We start from the raw sequence: 20454 nt of genomic DNA, 5'->3' as shown, positions 1-20454 counted from the left end.
ATGTGGTTCGGTGGATAGCCCCGGTTTGCGGTCGAGTGTACTGCCCCTGGAAACGGCTCGTCCCCCACCGCAGTGGGCGGTGAGGGACGAGCGATCGGACCTTGTTGGGTTGCCCGCTCAGCTGAGCGCGCGAACTCCGGTGGCCTGCGGGCCCTTGGTGCCCTGGCCTACCTCGAATTCGACCTTCTGGTTCTCCTCGAGGGTGCGGAAGCCCGTCCCCTGGATCTCGGAGTAGTGGACGAAGACGTCAGCGGAGCCGTCCTCGGGCGCGATGAAGCCGAACCCCTTCTCCGCGTTGAACCACTTCACAGTTCCCTGTGCCATTCTGTTCCTTCTCTTTCCATACCGGAACGGCGGACAAGTTTGGTTCGTCCACCGGGTCCGTTCCGACCGCTGTACTCTGTTCCCCCTGCAGGAAGCATCAAGCACACCGTTCGCAACATCGATCCTGCTGATGGTTTGGACTTTGGATCCGTTCCCTCGAACACAGAAGCTTGCGACCAGGAACCAGTGAACCATGTCTCCGAGCAATTCAACAGTCGAGTTACCGACAATTTGCAAAAAAGATGATCTTGCGAATGCGCAGGTGAGGGGCACAATGCCCAAATCCAGACTTGGAGTAGGTTTGCTTCCGGATAACCGAGCGAGCGTCAGGCAAACAGGCTGTGACGCAGATCGCTACTCGGTAGTGAAAAGGCAGGTAGGGCTCTTGCGACACACACGATTCACACATTCCCTGCGTGTCGTGGTCTCAGCTCGATGAATCCGACCGACCCGTCCGCTCCAGTTCGTCCACTCGACCATTCGAGCTTTGGTCGATCGTTGCTGAATCGTGTCCTTTTCGGACTACCGGACGGAGACGCCCGTCTCACTCACGTGACCGAGTTGCCCGCGCGCGCGGCACGGGTCACAACCTGGCCCTCGTGGGTGACGCCGGAGGTGGTCGCCGCACTGCGGGAAACGGGCGTGCGGGAACCGTGGTCGCATCAGACTCGCACGGCCGAACTGGCCGCGAGCGGACGGCACGTCGTGGTGTGCACCGGGACCGCATCGGGCAAGTCGCTCGGTTACCAGCTGCCCGTCCTGACCGCGCTGCAACAGGATTCGCGGGCGACCGCGCTGTATCTGTCCCCCACCAAGGCGCTGGGCGCGGACCAGCTGCGCGCGATCGGGGCCCTCACGCACGAGGGCCCGCTGCGCGATATCCATCCGGCCACCTACGACGGGGATACTCCGGCCGAGGTACGGCAGTGGGTTCGGGCCAATGCCCGCTGGATCTTCACCAATCCGGACATGTTGCACCTGGGGATTCTCCGATCGCATCAGCGCTGGGCGCGGGTGTTGCGGCAGCTGCGCTACGTGGTCGTCGATGAATGCCACGCCTATCGCGGGGTGTTCGGATCGCACGTGGCGCTTGTCCTGCGGCGGCTGCGGCGGATCGCCGCGCACTACGGCGCCGACCCGGTGTTCGTGCTGTGCTCGGCCACCACGGCCGACCCGGCGGCCGCCGCATCCAGGCTCGTCGGGGCGCCCTGCGTCGCGGTGACCGAGGACGGCTCACCGCAGGGTGCGCGCACCGTGGCGCTGTGGGAACCCGGCCTGCTGCCCCAGGTCAGCGGTGAGAACGGCGCCCCGGTGCGGCGGCCGTCGACCGTGGAGGCGGCCCGCATCATGACCGATCTGATCGCCGAGGGCGCCCGCACGCTGACATTCGTGCGATCGCGCCGGGCGGCCGAGGTGGTGGCGCTGGAAACCCGCCGCATGCTGGCCGAGGTCGACCCGGAGCTGGCCGCCCGGGTGTCCGCCTACCGAGCCGGGTACCTCGCCGAGGATCGCCGGGAGCTGGAGGCGGGGCTGTCCGACGGTTCGCTGCTGGGCGCCGCGACCACGACCGCGCTGGAACTCGGTGTGGACATCGCCGGGCTGGATGCCGTGGTGATCACCGGATTTCCGGGCACGGTCGCCTCGTTCTGGCAGCAGGCCGGGCGGGCCGGACGTCGGGCGCAGGGGTCGCTGGTGCTGCTGGTCGCGCGCGACGATCCGCTCGATATGTATCTGGTGCACCACCCGCACGCCCTGCTCGGGCGGCCCGTCGAGGCCACCATCACCGATCCGCGCAATCCCTATGTATTGGGCCCGCATCTGCTGTGCGCGGCCTTGGAGCGGCCGCTCACCGATGCCGAAGTGGACGAGTTCGGCGGTGCCGAGCTGGTCGCCGAGTTCGCCGCACAGGGACTGATCCGGCGCCGGACCACGAACAAGGGCCCGGCGCGCTGGTTCGCCACGGCGACGGACCAGCCGCACGACGCCGTCGACGTGCGCGGCGGCATCGGGACGCCGGTGGCCATCGTCGACGAGGAGAGCGGGCGCCTGCTCGGCACCACCGACGCGGGCCGCGCCGCGGCGACCGTGCACCCGGGCGCGGTACATCTGCATCAGGGCGAGACCTATGTGGTCGACGAGCTGGACCTGGACGCCGGCGTGGCATTCGTGCATGCCGACCAGCCCGGATGGACGACCAGCGCCCGGGCCGTCACATCGATCGCCGTCGACGCGGTGACCACCGTGCGCGTCCACGGCGCGGTCACCGCGGCGCTGGCGCAGGTCCGGGTGAGCCGCCAGGTGGTGGGATATCTGCGCAGGCTGCCGACCGGCGAGGTGCTGGATCTGGTGGAGCTGGAGCTGCCGGAGCAGACGCTCGCCACCAGGGCGGTGTTCTATACGGTCACCCCCGCCCTGCTGGCGCGGGCCGGGATCGAGCCGAAGCGGGTGCCGGGCGCGCTGCATGCCGCCGAGCACGCCGCGATCGGGATGCTGCCACTGGTCGCCAGCTGCGATCGGTGGGATATCGGCGGGGTGTCCACCGCCGACCATCCCGACACCGGACTGCCCACCGTCTTCGTCTACGACGGACATCCCGGAGGTGCGGGATTCGCCGAGCGCGGGTTCGACCGCCTGCGGACCTGGCTGGCGGCCACGCGCGCGGTCATCGAGTCGTGCGGGTGCCCCAGCGGCTGTCCGTCCTGTGTGCAGTCGCCCAAGTGCGGCAACGGAAATCATCCGCTGGACAAGCGCGGCGCCGCGGCGCTGCTGACCGCGGTGCTGGCGGAACTGCCGGACGATCCGCCCGATCACGGCGATGCGCCCGAAACGTGACGGTGCGGTCATCATCGTGAGACGGCAGCGCAACGATGTGTCCGGGGCCGAATGAGCTGTCGGCCGAGCGAGCCACATCACCGATGACACTTCAACAAATTAATAAAGAGGAATGTGCTCATGTTAACTGAGGCATTGCTCTTGCGATTCGAGCCATCCCGCCGATTCGCTCGAATAGCGAGTCGTGGACAAATTGAAAAGCGGCGATACCAGAATTCCGGGGTGGCGCGAATTCGACAACCTCGGACACTATCCCGCGCGCGATGTGGCTTGGGTCACGCATTCTTTCTATTACCAACCGTCCGGTATTCAAGATCGTTCACGACTGCTCACCGGACTCGGTCACGGGACCGGCGCGCGCCGTGGCACTGACCGCGCGGGTGCCCAGCGGTCCCACCGACACCGCGGTCGTCACGGTGACGGTCACCTCCCACCCGACGACCTCGCAGGCGCGCACCCGCACGCGCATACGCCGGGCCAGCTCATCGGCCCGTACACATCCGGCCTCGGCCCCCTCGTCCAGTGCGCCCGCCGCCGCGAGAGCACTCAGGTCCGCCGCCGCCTGCGCCCGATGACGCGCCACAACCACACCCCCGACATGCGCGATCAACAGCGTCCCCGCAAGCAGCGCAGCCAACACAAGACACGCCGCAACCGTAGCGATGCCCGCATCACCGCATCCCTTCGCGCACCCGGGGCGGTCGGTGCACGGTGGTTGGTCGCCGCGTTCTGTCGCGTGGCCGGGGTGGACGGTGTGTTGGCGTGGGGCGATCATCCCGGTTCTCCCGGTTCCAGGACGGCGACCGCTTCGGCGCGTAGTTGGAGGGGGAGCAAGGGGGTGCCCGCGGTGACGATCGCGATGACCTGGTCTCCGTCTGTTCGGATGGTGATTTCGGCGCCGCGCGGCGCGATCCGGCGGGCTGCGGGCAGCGCGTCGGAGTCGGCGCCGCGGGCGACCAGGCGAGCCGCCTCGCGGGCGGCGTCGACGCAGCGGACCTGGGTCGGCGCCGCCAGCAGGCCGCCGAGGCACAGCAGCACCGCGGAGACGAGCGCGGCCAGGGCGATCGCCGCCTCCACGGTCACCGCACCCGCATCGCGACCGTAATCCGTTGCGGCCGAACGTGCCTCGCGCCCTTCCCCTACACCTCGGTGTTGAGGGCCCGATCGATGATCCGGGTCAGGGCGTTCACGATCGAATCGCCGGTGACCACCGTGTACAGCACCGCACCGAACGCCGCCGCGGCGATGGTGCCGATCGCGTATTCGGCGGTACTCATGCCGTCGTCGGCCACCGCCGCCTGGATCAGGCGCGAGCGCACCTCCAGTACCGCAGAACGAACTGCCAAGCGCACCGTTGTCCCCTTTCTCCTCCACAGGCGCGGCCGGTCCGCGCCGAGGCTCCCGTGTGTTCACAGCACCCCGCCCTCGAGCACCCGGTCGGCCAGGCCCGCGACCACCGGGACGATGCCCAGGCACACGAATGCGGGAAGGAAACACAGGCCGAGCGGTCCGCTGATCAGCACCCCGGCCCGCTCGGCGCGGGCTATGGTCGCGTCCTCGACGGTGCCGCGGCACTGTTCGGCCAGGTCGGATACCGCGGCCGCCAGCGCGGCACCGGATCGGGCAGAGCGGCGCACCAGCCGGGCCAACGCGCGGATCTCGTCACCACCCGCCTCGCCCGCGACCCGCTCCCAGGCGTCGATGGGGTCCGCCCCGAGCGTCATCAGGTCGGCGGCACGGCGCAGTGCGTCACCTATCGGCGCGGGCGCGGCGGGCGCCACGGCCCGAGCGGCGGACCCGATCGGCAAACCCGCCCGCAGACATGCCGCCAGCAGCTCGAGAACCGAGGCGGTGGCCAGTGGATCCGCGCAGGCAGAGCCACCGCCCGGCAGGCGTCTCGGCGGACGATCCCGCCCAGCACGCGATGTGCGTACCACCGAACCGCCCCGCCCAGCACGCAGTACGCGCACCACCGGACCCCCCAACCCGCCACGCGATGCGCGCACCACCGGACCGCCCGCCCCACCCGGTAACGCCGACAGCCGCGCCCCGGACGTAACGCCTCGGGGCACCACCAACGCGGCAACAGCCAAGAGCAGTAAAGGAATCACGCCACCCGCCACATCCGCTCCTTCATCCCTCCGACGACAACCGTCCCCCGGACCTGGCGACAAACCCCGCTCACCGCCAACTCCTCGCGCACCCACGCGGCAACGGACCAGAGCAGCACCGAAATCACCGAAGCCACCACAACCGCTCCCCTCCGCTCGAGCGGCCGCACCGTGCCCGCCATGGCGACAAACCCCGCTCACCGCCCACGCCTCGCACACACATGCGGCAACAGGCCAGGGCAGCAACGGAATCACGCAAGGTGCCACTACCGCTCCTCCCCCGCTCGAGCGGCCGCACCGTGCCCGCCATGGCGACAAACCCCGCTCACCGCCCACGCCTCGCGCATGCATGCGGCAACAGGCCAGGGCGGCAACGGAATCACGGATGTGGACACAACACTGCTCCTCCGCTCGAGTAGCCTCGCCGCCCCAACCAGGCGACGGGTTGCGGTTGCCGTTCATGTCGCGCGGGCACGTGCGGCGACGGGTCGGAGGAGGATCGGGGGCACGGAAGTGGGCACAACCGCTCCTTTTCTGCTCGGGCAGGCCCGGTCGTCTCCCGATGGGCGGCGAGGCCGCGCGGCGAGGTCGTGTGGGGACGGGGTAAGGGGGACAAGGGGGTTGGTTTGGGGTCATGTCATGACCCTTCGGGTGATCGTGTCGGTCCATAGGAGTCCGGCGCAGATCAAGGCGGTGCCCAGGGGGAGCAGGATGGTGCCGAGGCCGGGGGTCAGCAGGACTCGCAGTGGGGCGGCGCCGAGTAGCTGGCCGAGTGCGATGCCCAGGAGTGGGAGTCCGGCGAGGACGGTGGCGGTGGCCCGGGCACCGGCCAGGGCGGCCACGGTGCGGTCGCGGAATCGCCTGCGGCTCAGCAGGTCTGCGCGGGCCGCGGCGAGCAGGTCGGCGAGGGCCAGACCGTGCCTGTCCGCGACATCCCAGGCATCCGCGATGCGGGACAGCTCGGTGGCGATCACCGCGTTCGGATCGCGCAAACCGGCCGCCGCCGAGCCGCCCAACCGACTGCGTGCCGAGCAGACCGCGAATGCCCTGGTGGCTGCGCCACGGGCGCGGCCTACCGGTTCGGCCGACGGCCCGAGACGGCCGGGTTCGACTCGGTCGGCGATGCCCGCGGGGTTCCGCGTCGGTGGCGAGTTGCCATACCGCCCATTCGGCATGTCGCACATCGCATCCGCGGCCGCAGCCGCGGCGGCGCTCGGGTGGGCGCCGACTCTCAGTTCGCCGACGACCGTATCGAGTCCCTCCGCCAGCGCCACGCATTCGGCAGCGCGCTCCCGATCGCGACGGGAGCGGCGCATGCGCACGGCCGCCGTGCCGACTCCCGCGGCAACCGCGAGCAACGGGCCGATCCCCGCTACCGCGGCACCGGCCACGGCTAGTACAGCCCCGATGCGAAATATGAATCCCGGTGGTACTTTTCGCGTCCTTCGTGTGCCGCCGAATACCCGAGTGAAACGACGCCGTCCCGCAGGCGCGGGCAAGAGCCCCACCGCCAACGCCAGGCAGACAAGGGCCGCGCTCACGTCCGACCTCCCGCGTACAGGCACAACTCACCGACCGGGCACCGGCAGGGCCCACCGACCGGGCACCGCCACAGCCCACCGACCGGGCACCGGCACAACCCACCGAACGGGAATATGGGTAGGTCGGAATTACTGGACCGCTGCCCACGGGGTGGTCGGCGGGCGCGGGGGTTTTCGCAACGACAGGCTATGCCGGGCTGTGGTGCGCGGTTGGCGTCGAGGACCTCGAGCGCACCGGTGCGTGATCCGCTCGCAACCGCACGGCCGATGAGGGCCGGGGCATCAGCCAGGCGGCGGCGTGGCCCGTTCACCGGGCGAGCCGATCGGTGAGTAGGCGTTCGAGGTCGGGGGCTGCGGGGGCGTCGGATCCTTCTGCGCACCAGGCGGGTTCGATATGGACCTGGCCGCTGGCGTCGCGGACCACGAGACCGATCTCGCGCAGGGCGCGGGTGCCGTCGGCACACCGGTGCATATGCAGGACGGCCTGGACCGCGGCGGCGAGCTGGCTGTGCAGGGCGGCTCGGCCCATCCCGCCCAGCGCGGCCAGCGCCTCCAATCGGGCGGGCACCTCCCGCGGCGAGTTGGCGTGGACGGTTCCGGCACCGCCGTCGTGGCCGGTGTTGAGGGCGGTCAGCAGATCCACTACCTCGGCGCCGCGCACCTCGCCGATGACGATACGGTCGGGACGCATGCGCAGGGCCTGCCGGACCAGGTCGCGCACGGTGACCGCGCCCGCGCCCTCCACGTTCGCCGCCCGGGCGACCAGCCGCACCACATGCGGATGCGGCGGGGCGAGCTCGGCCGCGTCCTCGACACAGACGATGCGTTCCGCCGCGGCGACTTTCGCGAGCATGGCGGACAGCAGGGTGGTTTTGCCCGCCCCGGTCCCGCCCACGACGAGGAAGGCGAGTCGCGCGCGAATGATGGCCTCCAGCAACGACTTTGCCTCGGCAGGCACCGAACCCGAGGCGCTCAGCGCATCCAGCCCCTGGCTGGCCGGTCGCAGCACCCGCAGTGACAGGCAGGTGCCGCCGTGCGCGATCGGCGCCAGCACCGCATGTAACCGCACGCCGAACGAATTCCCCAGCGCCCCTTCGAATCCCGGCAGCCGCCCGTCGACCCACGGCTGCGCATCGTCGAGGCGCCGGTCGGCGGCCAGGGCCAGCCGTTGCGCCAGCCGACGCACCGCGTGCTCGTCGGGAAACGTCACCGCCGTACGCCGCAGGCCTTGGCCACGGTCCACCCACACCGCGTCCGGCGCCGTGACCAGCACATCCGAGACCTCGGGATCGTGCAGCAGCGGCTCCAGCACGCCCGCCCCGGTCAGCTCCGTCTGCAACAGCCGCAGCACCCGCAGCAGGTCGGTATCCCCCAGGACGCCACCGGATTCGGCGCGAATCGCCGCGGCCAGCCGGGCCGGATCCGGATCACCGGCCTGCGCGGCGAGCCGCTCCCGCACTCGGTCCAGCAGGTCCGTGGTCACGAGCGCGCTCATCGGCGGACCTTCCACCACGCGGCAGCGGCCTGTACCGCCACTCGGCGCATTCGGCATTTGCGCAGGACAGCGACCTGCACCAGCTGCCGAGCCGCGACCATGTCGAACGGCTGCGAAGGCCGCAGAACAGCTACGAGGCCGAGCGACTCGGGGCGCGCGGCCGCGACCATGTCGAACGGCTGCGAAGGGCGCGGGACAGCTACGGGGCCGAGTGGCCCGGGGCGCGCGGCCGCGACCGTGTCGAACAACTCCGAGCGATGCACAGCTACGAGGGCGAGCGGCCCGGGGCTCCCTGCGCGGCGGCGGACTCCACATTTCCGCCCGAGGCCGGACCGCGACGCAGGAGACTGCGACCGCACCGGGCCCGCTGGCCGCCGACGCCCGAGTTCATCCGCGCCGTGGCGCTCCACAGCGATGCCCAGCACCGCGACTGTGCCACTGATGTGCCAGTGCCGCAGTCGATTTCGCTGCCCATGAGCGAAACGTTCAAGCAGCTGCGCGGTAGACTCGCGGCGGGTGATGACCGAAAGATTCATCACGCACCCCCGTCCAGCACATCCAGCACGGCGTCGGCCGCCGTACGCAATGGGCCGCGCGGTACGCCCAGGCCACCGCGCTCGAGCCGCGCCGGGAGCCGGGGCTGCGCCCGGACCGCGGCCAGCAGCGGCACGCCGAGCGCCGCGGCCACCTCACCGCCACGCAACCCGCCCGGAGCGGGACCGCGAATTATCACGCCCTGGTTGGGGTTTCGGCGGCGAGTGTGGGCGACCACGGCACGGGCAGCCGCCACGGAGCGCAACCGGGCGGGGACGACCAGCACCACCAGATCGGCGGCGTCGAGCATCTGGTCGGCGTGTGGGCCGCGCTCCCCGGAGACGTCGCAGACCACCAGGTCGCCCGCGGAGCGGCCCGCCTCGATCACCGCGCGCACCGCACCCGGCCCCAACTCGGCGGGGACGGCATCGCCCACCACGCGCCCGCACGCGAGTACGGCGAGCCCGGGCGCCGCGGCGGGCAGCGCGTCGTGCAGTGCCGCGGCGGCGACCCGGCCCTGCTCGACGACGAGATCCGGCCAGCGCAACCCGGGGACCGATTCGATGCCGAGCAGCAGGTCGGCCCCGCCGCCGAGCGGAGCGCCGTCGACCAGGATCGTGTCGTGCCGGAACCGGGCGACGGCCGCGGTGTGCGCGACGGCCGCGGCGAGCGTGGACGCCCCGGCTCCCCCGTGCGCGCCGATCACGGCGACCACGCTGCCGTCGCCCCGGCCGCAGTGGGCATGCTCGGCGAAGGATTCGATCAGCAGGTCGGCGGCGGTGGGCAGCGCGAGCACCCGCTCGGCACCGGCCGCGGCCGCCGCCTGCCATTCCGGCAGGCCCGGCTCCCCCTCGACGACCAGCACAACGCCCGCTCGGCGGGGGTATCCGGCGGCGGCACAGGCCTGCGCGGTGGCGGTGTCGACGATCACCATCGCCGCACCGGACCAGGCGTGCCTGCCGACCGGCATCCGGCCCTCGTCGATGCGCCGATCCGCCGCGGCGGCCACCCGCCCGACCTCGTCGCACAGGCGCCGATCGGTGACCAGCACCAGCGCCGGTCCCGGTGCCTCGCTACCGCAATCCAGGCTTGCCGCAATGGAATTCATGCAGGCCAGCCTCGCTCGACGAGCACGGCCGCACCACCACCCTCGGACCGAATGTGGATAACTACGGGGCTGTGAGCGAAAGGTGCACGCCGAGTACCACGCACACAGGGCGTCCAGAAATAGAGGACGGCCCCAGCCGGGGGGGGAGGAGGCTGGGGCCGTCGGGGTTCAGCCCCGGGGGGTCGGGCTGAACGCGCCTGGACCATGTCCAGGTGCCAGCAATACTACACCCAGGCCCCGGCGGAAACGCAAGTCCACCGGCGAGGAAGTTTCGTGCCGGACACCGGGCGTAACGGCGGCAAACCGCGCGGGAACAGCACCGGAGGACGCCCACCGGCCCCCACCACGACGGCGGACGAAAAGCTCCCTATTCTGAACACCGTGACGGCCGAGGGCGACCCGACAGCTGCGGAGGATCGGACAGGCGAGACCGGCGGGGGCACGCAGCGGCACCCCGCGCCGAGCGCACGGCAGAGCCGGGTGGCGGCGTTCTTCGACCTGGACAAGACGGTGATCGCGAAGTCCAGCGCGTTCGTGTTCAGCAAGCCGTTCTTCGATCAGGGCCTGCTCAACCGCCGGACCGTGCTGGAGAGCAGCTACGCCCACTTCCTGTTCCTGCTCTCCGGCGCCGACCACGACCAGATGGAACGCATGCGCGAGCACCTCACCAAGATGTGCGCCGGATGGGACGTCGGGCAGGTCAAGGCCATCGTCGCCGAGACCCTGCACGAACTGGTGGACCCGCTCATCTACGCCGAGGCGGCGGACCTGATCGCCGATCACAAGATCCGGGGTCACGACGTGGTGATCGTGTCGGCGTCGGGCGAGGAGATCGTCGGCCCGATCGCCGCCGCCCTGGGCGCCACCCATACCGCCGCCACCCGCATGGTCGTGGCGGACGGCCGGTACACGGGTGCGGTCGACTTCTACTGCTACGGCGAGGGCAAGGTGGAGGCCATGCGCCGGTTGGCCGCCACCGAGGGCTACGACCTGTCCCGGTGCTACGCGTACTCCGATTCGATCACCGATCTGCCGATGCTCAGCGCGGTCGGGCACCCGACGGCGGTCAATCCGGACCGAAATCTGCGGCGGGAGGCCACATCTCGCGGCTGGCCGGTGCTGACCTTCTCGAATCCGGTGTCGCTGTGGGCGCGACTACCGGCCCCGTCGTCGACCACCGTCGCCGCGACCGCCGCGGTCGGGGTGAGCGCGGTGCTGGCGGGCGCGATCAGTTACCGGCTGCTTCGGAAGCGGCGTTGATTGACACCAACTATCAATAAAACCACGAAACGCCGGGCGACACACCGATTACTTCAATGTTTCCGCAGCTCTTGCTGTGACCGGGGGCACAGAGTAACAATGGAGCCACGGAAGGACGGAAGGCCAAGGTCGGAGCGGAAGAGAAGGTTCGATCTCCCATCCCACCCTTCCCAGCACGGACGCCAGGCACCCACGCGGAGCACGCCGCGACAGGGCAGCAGCGTTGTGGGCCTGCGAAATCCGGGCTTCCGGCGGCGAGGGCCTCGCACAGGTTGTGGGGATGAACCGCCGGGGTGCGGACGATCGCCGAGGCCGCAGAACACAACCCAGAAAGCACGCTTGGTAACCGGGTGATCCGTGCTAGCGGGCGGTGAGGTCGTCAACGACAACGCCGCCCGCTTTGATGTGCGGGGGGTTCATCGCGCTACTGCGCCGCGGCCGCGTCGGCGATCGAACGGGCCTCGCGCGCACCGTCTTCCAGCGCACCGCAGCACAGGATCACCCATCCGCCGACGCCCTCCGGCGTGCCGCCGCCGAAGCCCGCGGCCGCGTCCAGATACGCCTGCCGCCGTCGCAGCCAGAACACCTCAGGCACACCGAGGCTGTGCGGGTCGAGCCCGCTCGACACGGCAACCAGCCTTGACGCGGCACGGGCGACGATCCCGTCGGCACTGCCGAACGGGCGCAACGCCAGCAGCTCACCGTGCACCACGGCGGCCCGCACCGGCGCGGAGACGGTCGAGGTGAGAACGGTCTGAGCGAGCAGGTCGAGGCGCTCGGCGACGCCCGCGTCCGAGCGGGGTCGGCCGAGCTGCTCCTGATCATCGACCAGATCGGCGGCGGCCAGCAGATGCAGCCGGGCCAGGGCCTGCAGCGGCGCGCGCTGCCACACCCCGACCAGGTTCTGCAGGGCGTCGCCGTCGAGCGCCTGTCCGACCCGCAGCGCTCCCGCCAGGATCGGATCGGCGGGATGGTCGTCGCCGGTAGCGGCCGACAGCTCGGTACCACCGCCGTCGATCGCCGAGGACGACCGCGCCGCCCGCAGCGCCGCCTCGGCCGCCGTGGTCGGCCAGCCCCGCCGATTCGTCTTGTGCCGGTGCACCTCGGCCAGCGCGTCGCGCGCGCGATCGGCCGCCGCGCGCACGCCCGGCAGGTCGGCAAGGGGCTGGAGCACATCGGTCACGAGGGAACACGCTACTCGAGACGCTCGCGGCCCCGGTCCACAACCCGGCGGTGCGGCCGAGCCGGGCGGCGGTCAGGCCGAGCGCAGTAGGTCCCTCCCCGGGATGGCGTCGAGGAGGCGGCGGGTGTACGCCGACTGCGGGTTGTCGAAGACCTCGGTGGTTGTCGCCGCCTCCACGACCCTTCCCTCCTGCATCACCACCACGTCGTCGGCGATCTGGCGGACCACGGCCAGGTCGTGGGTGATGAACAGGTAGGACAGGCCCAGCTCGGCCTGCAGCTCGTTGAGCAGGTTCAGGATCTGTGCCTGCACCAGGACGTCGAGCGCGGATACCGCCTCGTCGCAGACCACGACCTCGGGCGACAGCGCCAGGGCCCGCGCGATCGCCACGCGCTGGCGCTGGCCGCCGGACAGCTCGTTGGGGTAGCGGCGCATCACCGAGGCGGGCAGCGACACCTTGTCGAGCAGGTCCCGCACCGTGGCCTCGCGCTCCTTCGAGGTGCCGATGCCGTGGGTGCGTAGCGGTTCCTCGATGGTGCGGTAGATCGAATACATGGGATCCAGTGAGCCGTAAGGGTCCTGGAACACCGGCTGCACGCGGCGCCGAAATGCCAACGCGGCCTTGCGGTCCAGCTTCGCCACCTCGCGGCCGTCGAAGGTCACCCTGCCCGAGGTCGGCGCGAGCAGGCCCAGAACCATCTGCGCCACAGTCGATTTGCCCGAGCCGGACTCGCCGACGATGGCGAGGGTGGTGCCGCGGCGCAGCCGGAACGACACCTCGTCGACGGCGGTCATGGTGGTCGACTTCCAGGGCGCGCTGCCGCGGATCTTGAACACCTTGGTGAGTTCGTCCACGATGACGACATCGTCTGTGGCGCCGGAGAATTGGTCATCCGCCTCGGCCAGCTGACCGGCGACCTGCACGGCCTGTTCGCGCACCTCCGCGCGCTTGCGCACCGAGGAGAGCCGCTGCGAGGCCAGCGACGGCGCCGAATTCACCAGCCTCTTGGTGTACAGGTGCTGTGGCTCACGCAGAATCTGCAGTGCCGGACCGGATTCCACGACCCGGCCGCGATACATCACCACCAGATGTTCGGCCCGCTCGGCGGCCAGGCCCAGGTCGTGCGTGATCAGCAGCACCGCGGTGCCGAGCTCGCTGGTCAGTCCGTCGAGATGGTCGAGGATCTGCCGCTGCACGGTGACATCGAGCGCGGAGGTCGGCTCGTCGGCGATCAGCAGCTTGGGCCGACAGGACAGTCCGATCGCGATCAGCGCCCGCTGCCGCATTCCGCCGGAGAACTCGTGCGGGTACTGGTTCACCCGCCGTGCCGAATCCGACATCCCGGCCTCGTCCAGCAGCTCGATCGAGCGCTCCCGGGCGGCCTTACCCTTGGCGATTCCGTTGGCCTCCAACGTTTCCCGGATCTGGAAGCCGACCTTCCACACCGGGTTGAGGTTCGACATCGGGTCTTGGGGAACGAAACCGATCCCCCGGCCACGGACCGCGACGATGTCTCGTTTCGACGCCTTCGTCAGATCCTTGCCGTCGAAAATGATGGAGCCGGAGGTGCATTCGCCGGTGCCGGGCAGCAGGTCGACGATCGCGTGCGCGGTCGTCGACTTGCCCGATCCGGACTCCCCGACGATCGCCACCGTCTGCCCCGGATACACCGACAGGCTCACGTCCCGCACCGCCGGTATCTTCTGGCGCTCGGCCGTGAAACACACGTTGAGATCGCGTACTTCGAGCAGTGGGTCCATCGCCATCACCTCTTGCGGGCCTTGGGATCCAGCGCATCGCGCACCGCGTCGCCCAGCATGATGAAGCTGAGGACGGTGAGCGCCAGCGCGGTCGCGGGATAGAACAGGATCGCCGAGGTACGGATCTCCTTCTGGTCGGCGGCGATATCCGAACCCCAGGACACGATGGTGCGGGACAGGCCGACACCGAGATACGACAGCGTCGCCTCGGTGACGATGAACACCCCGAGCCAGATCGTGGTGATGACGATCAGCGGTCCGGCCGCGTTCGGCAGCACGTGCCGCAGCAGGATCCGGAATCTGGATACCCCCAATGCCTTTGCCGCCGTGACGTATTCGCTGTTCTTCGCCTGGATCACCGCACCGCGGGCGATGCGCGCGGCCTGCGGCCAGGTGAACGAGGCGAGGATCAGCATCACCGTCCACACGGTGCGCGACTCGAGCAGCTGCATGATCACGATGGCGGCCAGCATCAGCGGCAGCGCGTAGAAGATCTCCGCGATGCGCGACACCACCGAATCGAGCAGTCCGCCGTAATACCCTGCGAGCGAACCCAATACGCCACCGATCAGCACGAACATCACGGTCGCGCCGATACCGGTGACCACCGAGGCGCGCGCGCCGTAGATGGTGCGCGCGTAGATGTCGCACCCCTGCTTGTCGAAACCGAAGGGGTGGCCGCCGCCGGGTGGCCGCATGCTGAAATCACCGCTGCAGTACCGCGGGTCCTGGTCGGTGAACAGGCTCGGCCACACCACCACCAGCAGGACGATCGCGATCAGCAGCGCCGCCACGAGGAATATCGGATTGCGCCGCAGCTGCCGTCCGGCGTCGCGCCAGATGCTGGTCGGGGTGGAGGTCTCGTCCAGCCGGTCGGTGGCCAGCACCTCCACCTCGTCCGGTGGTGCCACGAAATGCTCCTGCCCGGGCCTGCTCTCCCGGACGTCGGTCGGCTGCTCAGGCATAGCGGATCCTCGGGTCGAGTGCGGCGTAGAGCAGGTCGACGATCAGGTTCGAGATCAGGAAGATCACGATCAGCACCGTCACGAAGGCCACCACCGTGGGTGGCTCACCGCGGGTGATCGCCTGGAACAGCGTCCCGCCCACACCGGGGATGTTGAAGATGCCCTCGGTGACGACCGCGCCGCCCATCAGCGCGCCGAGATCGGCCCCGAGGAAGGTGATCACCGGAATCATCGAATTCCGCAGGATGTGCACCCCGATCACCCGCCGCCCGCTCAAACCCTTGGCGGTCGCGGTGCGCACGTAGTCCGACGTCATGTTCTCCGCGACCGAATTGCGGGTCAGCCGAAGGACATACGCGAACGACAGCGAGCCGAGCACGAACGCCGGGACCAGCAGATCGGTGAAGCTGGCCTTGCCGGTCACGGTGACCGGGACGATCCCCCACTTCACCCCGAGCAGGAACTGCGCGAGGAAGCCGATGACGAAGATGGGCACGGCGATGACGATCAGGCTCAGCACCAGCATCGTCGAATCGAACAGCTTGCCCTTGCGCAGCCCGGCGATCAGGCCGAACAGCACGCCGAACACGCCCTCGATGACGACCGCCATGACCGCCAGCTTCAGCGTGATCGGAAATGCCCGCGCGAGCTCGGCACGCACCGGCCGTCCGGAGAAGGAGGTGCCGAAGTCGAAGGTGAGGATGCCCTTCAGGTACTGCAGATATTGCACGAAGAACGGCTGATCCAGGTGGTACCGGGCCCGCAGCGTGGCCTCGACCGCGGGGGTCATCGGCCTGTCACCCGCCAGCGCCCGGATCGGGTCGCCGGGGATCAGGAAGACCATTGCGTAGATGAGCAGCGTCGCTCCGAGAAAGACCGGAATCATCTGGAGCAGCCGCCGCACGACATACCAAGCCATGTTTCACTCCATCGAGCGGCGACTATTTTTCGATGTTCTCGAAGTCGAACAGGCCGCTCCACGTGACCTCGGCCTTCTTCACCCGGTCCGAGTGCCCGGCCGCGACGTTGTAGTCGAAGATCGGGATATCGGCCATGTCCTTGAACAGCACCGCCTGTGCCTGCGCGACGATGTCGTAGGCCTGCTCGGGGGTGGGCGCGGCCTGCGCGGCGAACAGCAGCCGGTCGAACTCCGGGCTGCTGTAGTCGGTGTTGTTGGTCCCCGAACCGGTGAGATACAGCGCGGTCAGGAATTCGAACATCGACGGATAGTCGCCCTGCCAGCCGTAGCGGAACGCCTTCCCGACGGTCTTGGCGTTGATCTCGTCGCGGATGTTCTTGAACGTCGGATACGGCACGCCGACCGCGTCGATGCCCAGCGTGTTCTTCACGCTGTTGGCGACCGCCTCGATCCAGGCCTGGTGGCCGCCGTCGGAGTTGTAGGCGATCTGGTAGGTGCCCGACCACGGTGAGATGGCGTCGGCCTGCGCCCACAGCTTCCTGGCCTCGTCCGGGTTGTACTTCAGCACCTCCGAGCCGGGCAGGTTGTCCCGGAAGCCGTCGAGGGTGAAGGCGGTGAAATCCTTTGCGGGAACGCGGGTTCCGTGGAAGATGTTGTCCGCGATCTGCTGCCGGTTGATCGCCATCGAGATCGCCTTGCGGCGCAGCAGGCCCTCCTCACCGGCGAAGTGCGGCACGTTCTGCTGCACGCCGATGTGCTGGCTGTAGGCGATCGGCTTGCTGATCGCGCGATCACCCAGGTCCTGCTTGTAGGTGCCCAGCGCGGTGTCGGGGATGACATCGAGCGCGTCGAGATTGCCGGATTGCAGGTCGGCGTAGGCGGTTTCGAAGGACTGGTACATCACGAACCGCAGGCCCTTGTTCTTGGCCGGGCGGCCGCCGTGATAGTCCGGATTGGGCGTCATCTCGATCTTGACGTTGTGGTCCCAGCTGTCGAACTTGTAGGGGCCGTTGCCGATCGGCTTCTCCCCGAACGCCTTCATATCCTTGAACGCGACCTCGGGCAGCGGATAGAACGGGGCGAAGCCCATCTCCAGTTCGAAATCGATCGACGGGTGCTTCAGGTCGACGGTGAAGGTCTGGTCGTCGACCACCTTCAGGCCCGACATCGTCTGCGCCCTGGGCGGATTGGAGGCCACGTCGTCGTACCCGGCGATCTGCGCGAAGACCCAGTTCTGCACCTGGCCGTTGGTGCCGAGGGCGCCGTAGTTCCAGGCGTCGACGAACGATTTGGCCGTCACCGTGGTGCCGTCGGTGAACTTCCAGTCCGGTTTGATCTTGATCGTGTAGTGCTGCCGGTCCGGCGTCTCGATCGACTGTGCCATCTCGTTGTGCGGCTTGCCGTTCGCGTCGTAGTACTTCAGCCCGGCGAACAGCCGGTCGACCACGCGACCGCCCATGTTCTCGTTGGTATTCGTGGGCACCAGCGGGTTCTGGGGTTCACCGGCGTTCACGGTGACGATGTCGCTGTCGCCGCCGTCCGAGGAACAGCCCGTCAGTGCGAGGCTCGTGGCCACCAATGCTGCCGCGGCCAGCGCGGTGATCGTCTTGAATCGCAACGCAATCTCCCGATTCCAGGAAGGGCTGGGCACAGCGTCGAGTACGCGCGGGGATCCTCCGGCACGCATCCCTCGCTCCACCCTGGGTGAATCGGACAGTAGCTACCCGGCGGATCGTTGTCAGCGGTTCGCGCGGGGTTTGTTCGCCTTGTTAGCAATCCGGCAACATGGCCGACTCATGACGGCGGGTCGAGGTCACATTTTGCACAACCGCGCGGGCACCGACTTGGCGATTCGATCATCGATACGCGAGGACACTGAGCAGTCGGCCGAACCGAAGTGTCAGCGGTGCAACATTCGGCCAACCACCGACCGGGACCGAACGCCGCCCCGGTCACCGTCCACTAGGGTCGGGAACGTGGCCGCGGTCACCCCCGGCCGAAGCGCAGGCGAAGGAAGAGACGAGATGACCGAAACCACCGCTGAACACCGGGATGTGTATCCGCCGAGCGCGGAGTTCGCTGCTGCTGCCAATGCCGATGCGTCTCTCTACGACCGGGCCGCTGCCGACCGGGATGCGTTCTGGGCGGAGCAGGCCCGGCGGCTGTATTGGCATCAGCCTTTCACCCGTGTCCTGGATTGGGACGACGCACCGTTCGCGCGGTGGTTCGGCGACGGGAAGTTGAACGTCGCCTACAACTGTGTGGATCGGCATGTGCTCGACGGGCATGGTGATCAGGTCGCGATTCATTGGGAGGGTGAGCCGGGCGATTCCCGTGATATCACCTACGCCGATCTGCTGGCGGAGGTGTCGCGCGCCGCGAACTATCTGACCGGGCTGGGCCTCGAGGCCGGTGACCGCGTTGCGATCTATATGCCGATGGTGCCCGAGGCGGTCGTGTCGATGCTCGCCTGCGCGCGGCTGGGGTTGACGCATTCGGTGGTGTTCGCGGGTTTCTCGCCGTCCGCTTTGCGGCAGCGGGTCGATGATGCCGAGGCGCGGCTGGTGATCACCACCGACGGGCAGTGGCGGCGCGGTAAGGCGGCGCCGTTGAAGGAGGCCGTGGACGAGGCGCTGTACGCCAGCGGCGGCACGCCGTCGAGCGTGGAGCACGTACTCGTGGTGCGGCGTACCGGGATCGAGGTGCCGTGGACCGAGGGCCGCGATCTGTGGTGGCACGAGACCGTGGCGCAGGCGTCGCCCGAGCACGAGGCCCAGGCTTTCGATGCCGAACACCCGCTGTACATCCTCTACACCTCCGGTACCACCGGGAAGCCGAAGGGTATCCTGCACACCTCGGGCGGTTATCTGACCCAGGCGTCCTACACCCATCATGCGGTGTTCGATCACAAGGCCGGGCAGGACGTGTATTGGTGTACCGCCGATATCGGGTGGGTGACCGGGCACTCCTACATCGTGTACGGGCCGCTGTCGAACCGGGCCACGCAGGTGGTGTACGAGGGCACCCCGAACTTCCCCGACGAGCACCGGCACTGGCAGATCGTCGAAAAGTACGGTGTCACCATCTATTACACGGCGCCGACGCTGGTGCGCACGTTCATGAAGTGGGGCCGTGAGATCCCCGCCGCCCACGACCTGTCCAGTATCCGGGTGCTCGGCTCGGTGGGTGAGCCGATCAATCCGGAGGCGTGGCGCTGGTACCGGGAGGTCATCGGCGCCGACCGGGTCCCGGTGGTGGATACGTGGTGGCAGACCGAGACCGGTGCCATCATGATCTCCCCGCTGCCCGGGGTCACCGCCGCCAAGCCCGGCGCCGCGATGACCCCGCTGCCCGGCATCTCCGCGCAGGTCGTCGACGAGGACGGCCGTCCGGTGTCACTCGGTGAGACCGAGGCCAACGGTTACCTGGTGCTCGACCAGCCGTGGCCGTCGATGCTGCGCGGTATCTGGGGCGACCCGGACCGCTACCAGGCCACCTACTGGTCGCGCTACGCCGACCAGGGCTGGTACTTCGCCGGGGACGGCGCCAAACTCGACACCGACGGCGACCTGTGGGTGCTGGGCCGTGTCGATGACGTCATGAACGTCTCCGGGCACCGCATCTCCACCGCCGAGGTCGAATCCGCGCTGGTCGGGCACTACGGCGTCGCCGAGGCCGCGGTCGTCGGCGCCAGCGACGCCACCACCGGCCAGGGCATCGTCGCCTTCGTCATCCTCACCGGCGAAGCCACCGACACCGGCCAAGACCTCATCGACGAACTCAAAGCCGAAGTCTCCCGCGAAATCTCCCCCATCGCCCGCCCCCGCGAAATCCACATCGTCCCCGAACTCCCCAAAACCCGCTCCGGCAAAATCATGCGCCGCCTGCTGCGCGACGTCGCCGAAGGCCGCGAACTCGGCGACACCTCCACCCTCGTCGACCCCAACGTCTTCGAAGCCATCCGCGCCCGCAGAGCCACCGGATAGCAGCACGGGATCGACCAGCTCACACGAAAGGTGCCCTCAGCGTCGAGGGCGGTGCCGTATGACCTTCTCGTTCAGACGTCCGGCGCGCCGCGCCGTCGTGATCCTCGCCACCGCGGCGGCGCTACTGCCGGTCACCGTGGTCGCCCAACCGCCGAAAGCCGTTCCCGCGCAGGAAATCACCACGATCTCCCGCGACGCGGCGAAGCCCGCGCCATGCGGTCCCGGTTCCGCACCCGAGCCCGGTCTGCAGGGGGACGTGGCCGCCGCCCCAGCGCGCGGGGGGGGGACCCGGGCGCCCCGGCACCCTGTTCCTCACCGTCGTCGGTGCGCTGCTGATCGTGCTGGGCGCGGAAACGTACGGCCTTCTGCGGCAACGCGTTCCGGTGGTCGACACGCCGGAGGACCGCGCGGAGCAAGGCCGTTCAAATGTTTGAG

The 20454-nt window shown here is 69.2% G+C and carries 17 protein-coding genes; 3 read left to right on the top strand and 14 right to left on the bottom strand.

Annotated elements, in window-relative coordinates; translation table 11 throughout:
• Window positions 1-117 precede the first annotated feature (117 nt).
• Complete coding sequence (locus QH290_RS02925) at window positions 118-324, bottom strand: cold-shock protein (RefSeq protein ID WP_019044597.1); 207 nt, start codon at window positions 322-324, stop codon at window positions 118-120.
• A 435-nt stretch (window positions 325-759) separates the two neighbouring features.
• On the opposite strand from QH290_RS02925, the gene QH290_RS02920 reads away from it, so the two are divergent.
• Entirely contained in the window at window positions 760-3156 is a 2397-nt protein-coding gene (locus QH290_RS02920) for a DEAD/DEAH box helicase (RefSeq protein ID WP_280381880.1), read from the top strand.
• A gap of 319 nt (window positions 3157-3475) precedes the next feature.
• Here the strand turns inward: QH290_RS02920 and QH290_RS02915 are convergent, their stop codons facing one another.
• The 8 genes from QH290_RS02915 to ssd form a co-directional block, all read right to left on the bottom strand.
• A complete protein-coding gene (locus QH290_RS02915; protein ID WP_342213709.1) occupies window positions 3476-3931 on the bottom strand; it encodes an Rv3654c family TadE-like protein in 456 nt (151 codons plus the stop codon).
• Window positions 3928-4239 (bottom strand): TadE family type IV pilus minor pilin, encoded by a 312-nt coding sequence (locus tag QH290_RS02910; protein ID WP_280269166.1) that lies wholly within the window; start codon window positions 4237-4239, stop codon window positions 3928-3930. Before QH290_RS02910 ends, QH290_RS02915 begins: the two co-directional genes overlap by 4 nt.
• 56 nt (window positions 4240-4295) lie before the next feature.
• Window positions 4296-4502, bottom strand: coding sequence for a DUF4244 domain-containing protein (locus QH290_RS02905; RefSeq protein ID WP_280269167.1), 207 nt, complete (start codon window positions 4500-4502; stop codon window positions 4296-4298).
• Between the two features lie 63 nt (window positions 4503-4565).
• Window positions 4566-5093: a type II secretion system F family protein gene (locus tag QH290_RS02900; protein ID WP_425303543.1), complete on the bottom strand. Its 528-nt coding sequence runs from the start codon at window positions 5091-5093 to the stop codon at window positions 4566-4568.
• A gap of 170 nt (window positions 5094-5263) precedes the next feature.
• On the bottom strand, window positions 5264-5449 hold the full coding sequence (locus tag QH290_RS02895; protein ID WP_280381879.1) for a hypothetical protein: 186 nt from the start codon (window positions 5447-5449) through the stop codon (window positions 5264-5266).
• A gap of 450 nt (window positions 5450-5899) precedes the next feature.
• Entirely contained in the window at window positions 5900-6625 is a 726-nt protein-coding gene (locus QH290_RS02890) for a hypothetical protein (protein WP_342213708.1), read from the bottom strand.
• Window positions 6626-7115: 490 nt separating this feature from the next.
• A complete protein-coding gene (locus tag QH290_RS02885) occupies window positions 7116-8303 on the bottom strand; it encodes a TadA family conjugal transfer-associated ATPase (protein ID WP_280381878.1) in 1188 nt (395 codons plus the stop codon).
• A 535-nt stretch (window positions 8304-8838) separates the two neighbouring features.
• The gene (gene ssd / locus QH290_RS02880; RefSeq protein WP_280381877.1) at window positions 8839-9945 is read right to left on the bottom strand and encodes a septum site-determining protein Ssd; all 1107 of its coding nucleotides are present in this window, start codon (window positions 9943-9945) and stop codon (window positions 8839-8841) included.
• A 480-nt stretch (window positions 9946-10425) separates the two neighbouring features.
• Here ssd and QH290_RS02875 point away from each other — a divergent pair, with 480 nt between their 5' ends.
• Window positions 10426-11205 carry an HAD family hydrolase gene (locus QH290_RS02875; protein WP_280269196.1) on the top strand — a complete coding sequence of 260 codons (780 nt, stop codon included), beginning with the start codon at window positions 10426-10428 and terminating at the stop codon, window positions 11203-11205.
• 424 nt (window positions 11206-11629) lie between these two features.
• Here the strand turns inward: QH290_RS02875 and QH290_RS02870 are convergent, their stop codons facing one another.
• From QH290_RS02870 to QH290_RS02850, 5 genes are all read right to left on the bottom strand, one after another.
• The gene (locus QH290_RS02870; RefSeq protein WP_280381876.1) at window positions 11630-12388 is read right to left on the bottom strand and encodes a Fic family protein; all 759 of its coding nucleotides are present in this window, start codon (window positions 12386-12388) and stop codon (window positions 11630-11632) included.
• A 72-nt stretch (window positions 12389-12460) separates the two neighbouring features.
• Window positions 12461-14155 (bottom strand): dipeptide ABC transporter ATP-binding protein, encoded by a 1695-nt coding sequence (locus tag QH290_RS02865; RefSeq protein ID WP_280269186.1) that lies wholly within the window; start codon window positions 14153-14155, stop codon window positions 12461-12463.
• A complete protein-coding gene (locus tag QH290_RS02860) occupies window positions 14155-15114 on the bottom strand; it encodes an ABC transporter permease (protein WP_280269187.1) in 960 nt (319 codons plus the stop codon). Before QH290_RS02860 ends, QH290_RS02865 begins: the two co-directional genes overlap by 1 nt.
• A complete protein-coding gene (locus tag QH290_RS02855; protein WP_280269188.1) occupies window positions 15107-16033 on the bottom strand; it encodes an ABC transporter permease in 927 nt (308 codons plus the stop codon). The genes QH290_RS02860 and QH290_RS02855 overlap by 8 nt, the downstream gene beginning before the upstream one ends.
• 22 nt (window positions 16034-16055) lie before the next feature.
• Window positions 16056-17720, bottom strand: a complete 1665-nt coding sequence (locus QH290_RS02850) for a peptide ABC transporter substrate-binding protein (protein WP_425301865.1) — start codon at window positions 17718-17720, stop codon at window positions 16056-16058.
• Window positions 17721-18057: 337 nt separating this feature from the next.
• On the opposite strand from QH290_RS02850, the gene acs reads away from it, so the two are divergent.
• Window positions 18058-20019 (top strand): acetate--CoA ligase, encoded by a 1962-nt coding sequence (acs, locus tag QH290_RS02845; protein WP_280381875.1) that lies wholly within the window; start codon window positions 18058-18060, stop codon window positions 20017-20019.
• Window positions 20020-20454 lie beyond the last annotated feature (435 nt).

The organism is Nocardia wallacei, from assembly GCF_029869545.1.
GTDB lineage: Bacteria > Actinomycetota > Actinomycetes > Mycobacteriales > Mycobacteriaceae > Nocardia > Nocardia wallacei_A.
The sequence above is the reverse complement of the archived record's forward strand: the minus strand, read 5'-3'. Positions and strand labels throughout refer to the sequence as shown.

Excerpts from the sequence above, each read along its gene's own strand:
- ssd (WP_280381877.1), bottom strand. The coding sequence starts at position 9,945 with ATGAATTCCATTGCGGCAAGCCTGGATTGCGGTAGCGAGGCACCGGGA.
- QH290_RS02895 (WP_280381879.1), bottom strand. The coding sequence starts at position 5,449 with ATGGCGGGCACGGTGCGGCCGCTCGAGCGGAGGGGAGCGGTTGTGGTG.
- QH290_RS02915 (WP_342213709.1), bottom strand. The coding sequence starts at position 3,931 with ATGATCGCCCCACGCCAACACACCGTCCACCCCGGCCACGCGACAGAA.
- QH290_RS02855 (WP_280269188.1), bottom strand. The coding sequence starts at position 16,033 with ATGGCTTGGTATGTCGTGCGGCGGCTGCTCCAGATGATTCCGGTCTTT.
- QH290_RS02885 (WP_280381878.1), bottom strand. The coding sequence starts at position 8,303 with ATGAGCGCGCTCGTGACCACGGACCTGCTGGACCGAGTGCGGGAGCGG.
- QH290_RS02925 (WP_019044597.1), bottom strand. The coding sequence starts at position 324 with ATGGCACAGGGAACTGTGAAGTGGTTCAACGCGGAGAAGGGGTTCGGC.
- QH290_RS02865 (WP_280269186.1), bottom strand. The coding sequence starts at position 14,155 with ATGGCGATGGACCCACTGCTCGAAGTACGCGATCTCAACGTGTGTTTC.
- QH290_RS02860 (WP_280269187.1), bottom strand. The coding sequence starts at position 15,114 with ATGCCTGAGCAGCCGACCGACGTCCGGGAGAGCAGGCCCGGGCAGGAG.
- QH290_RS02850 (WP_425301865.1), bottom strand. The coding sequence starts at position 17,720 with ATGCGTGCCGGAGGATCCCCGCGCGTACTCGACGCTGTGCCCAGCCCT.
- QH290_RS02920 (WP_280381880.1), top strand. The coding sequence starts at position 760 with ATGAATCCGACCGACCCGTCCGCTCCAGTTCGTCCACTCGACCATTCG.
- acs (WP_280381875.1), top strand. The coding sequence starts at position 18,058 with ATGACCGAAACCACCGCTGAACACCGGGATGTGTATCCGCCGAGCGCG.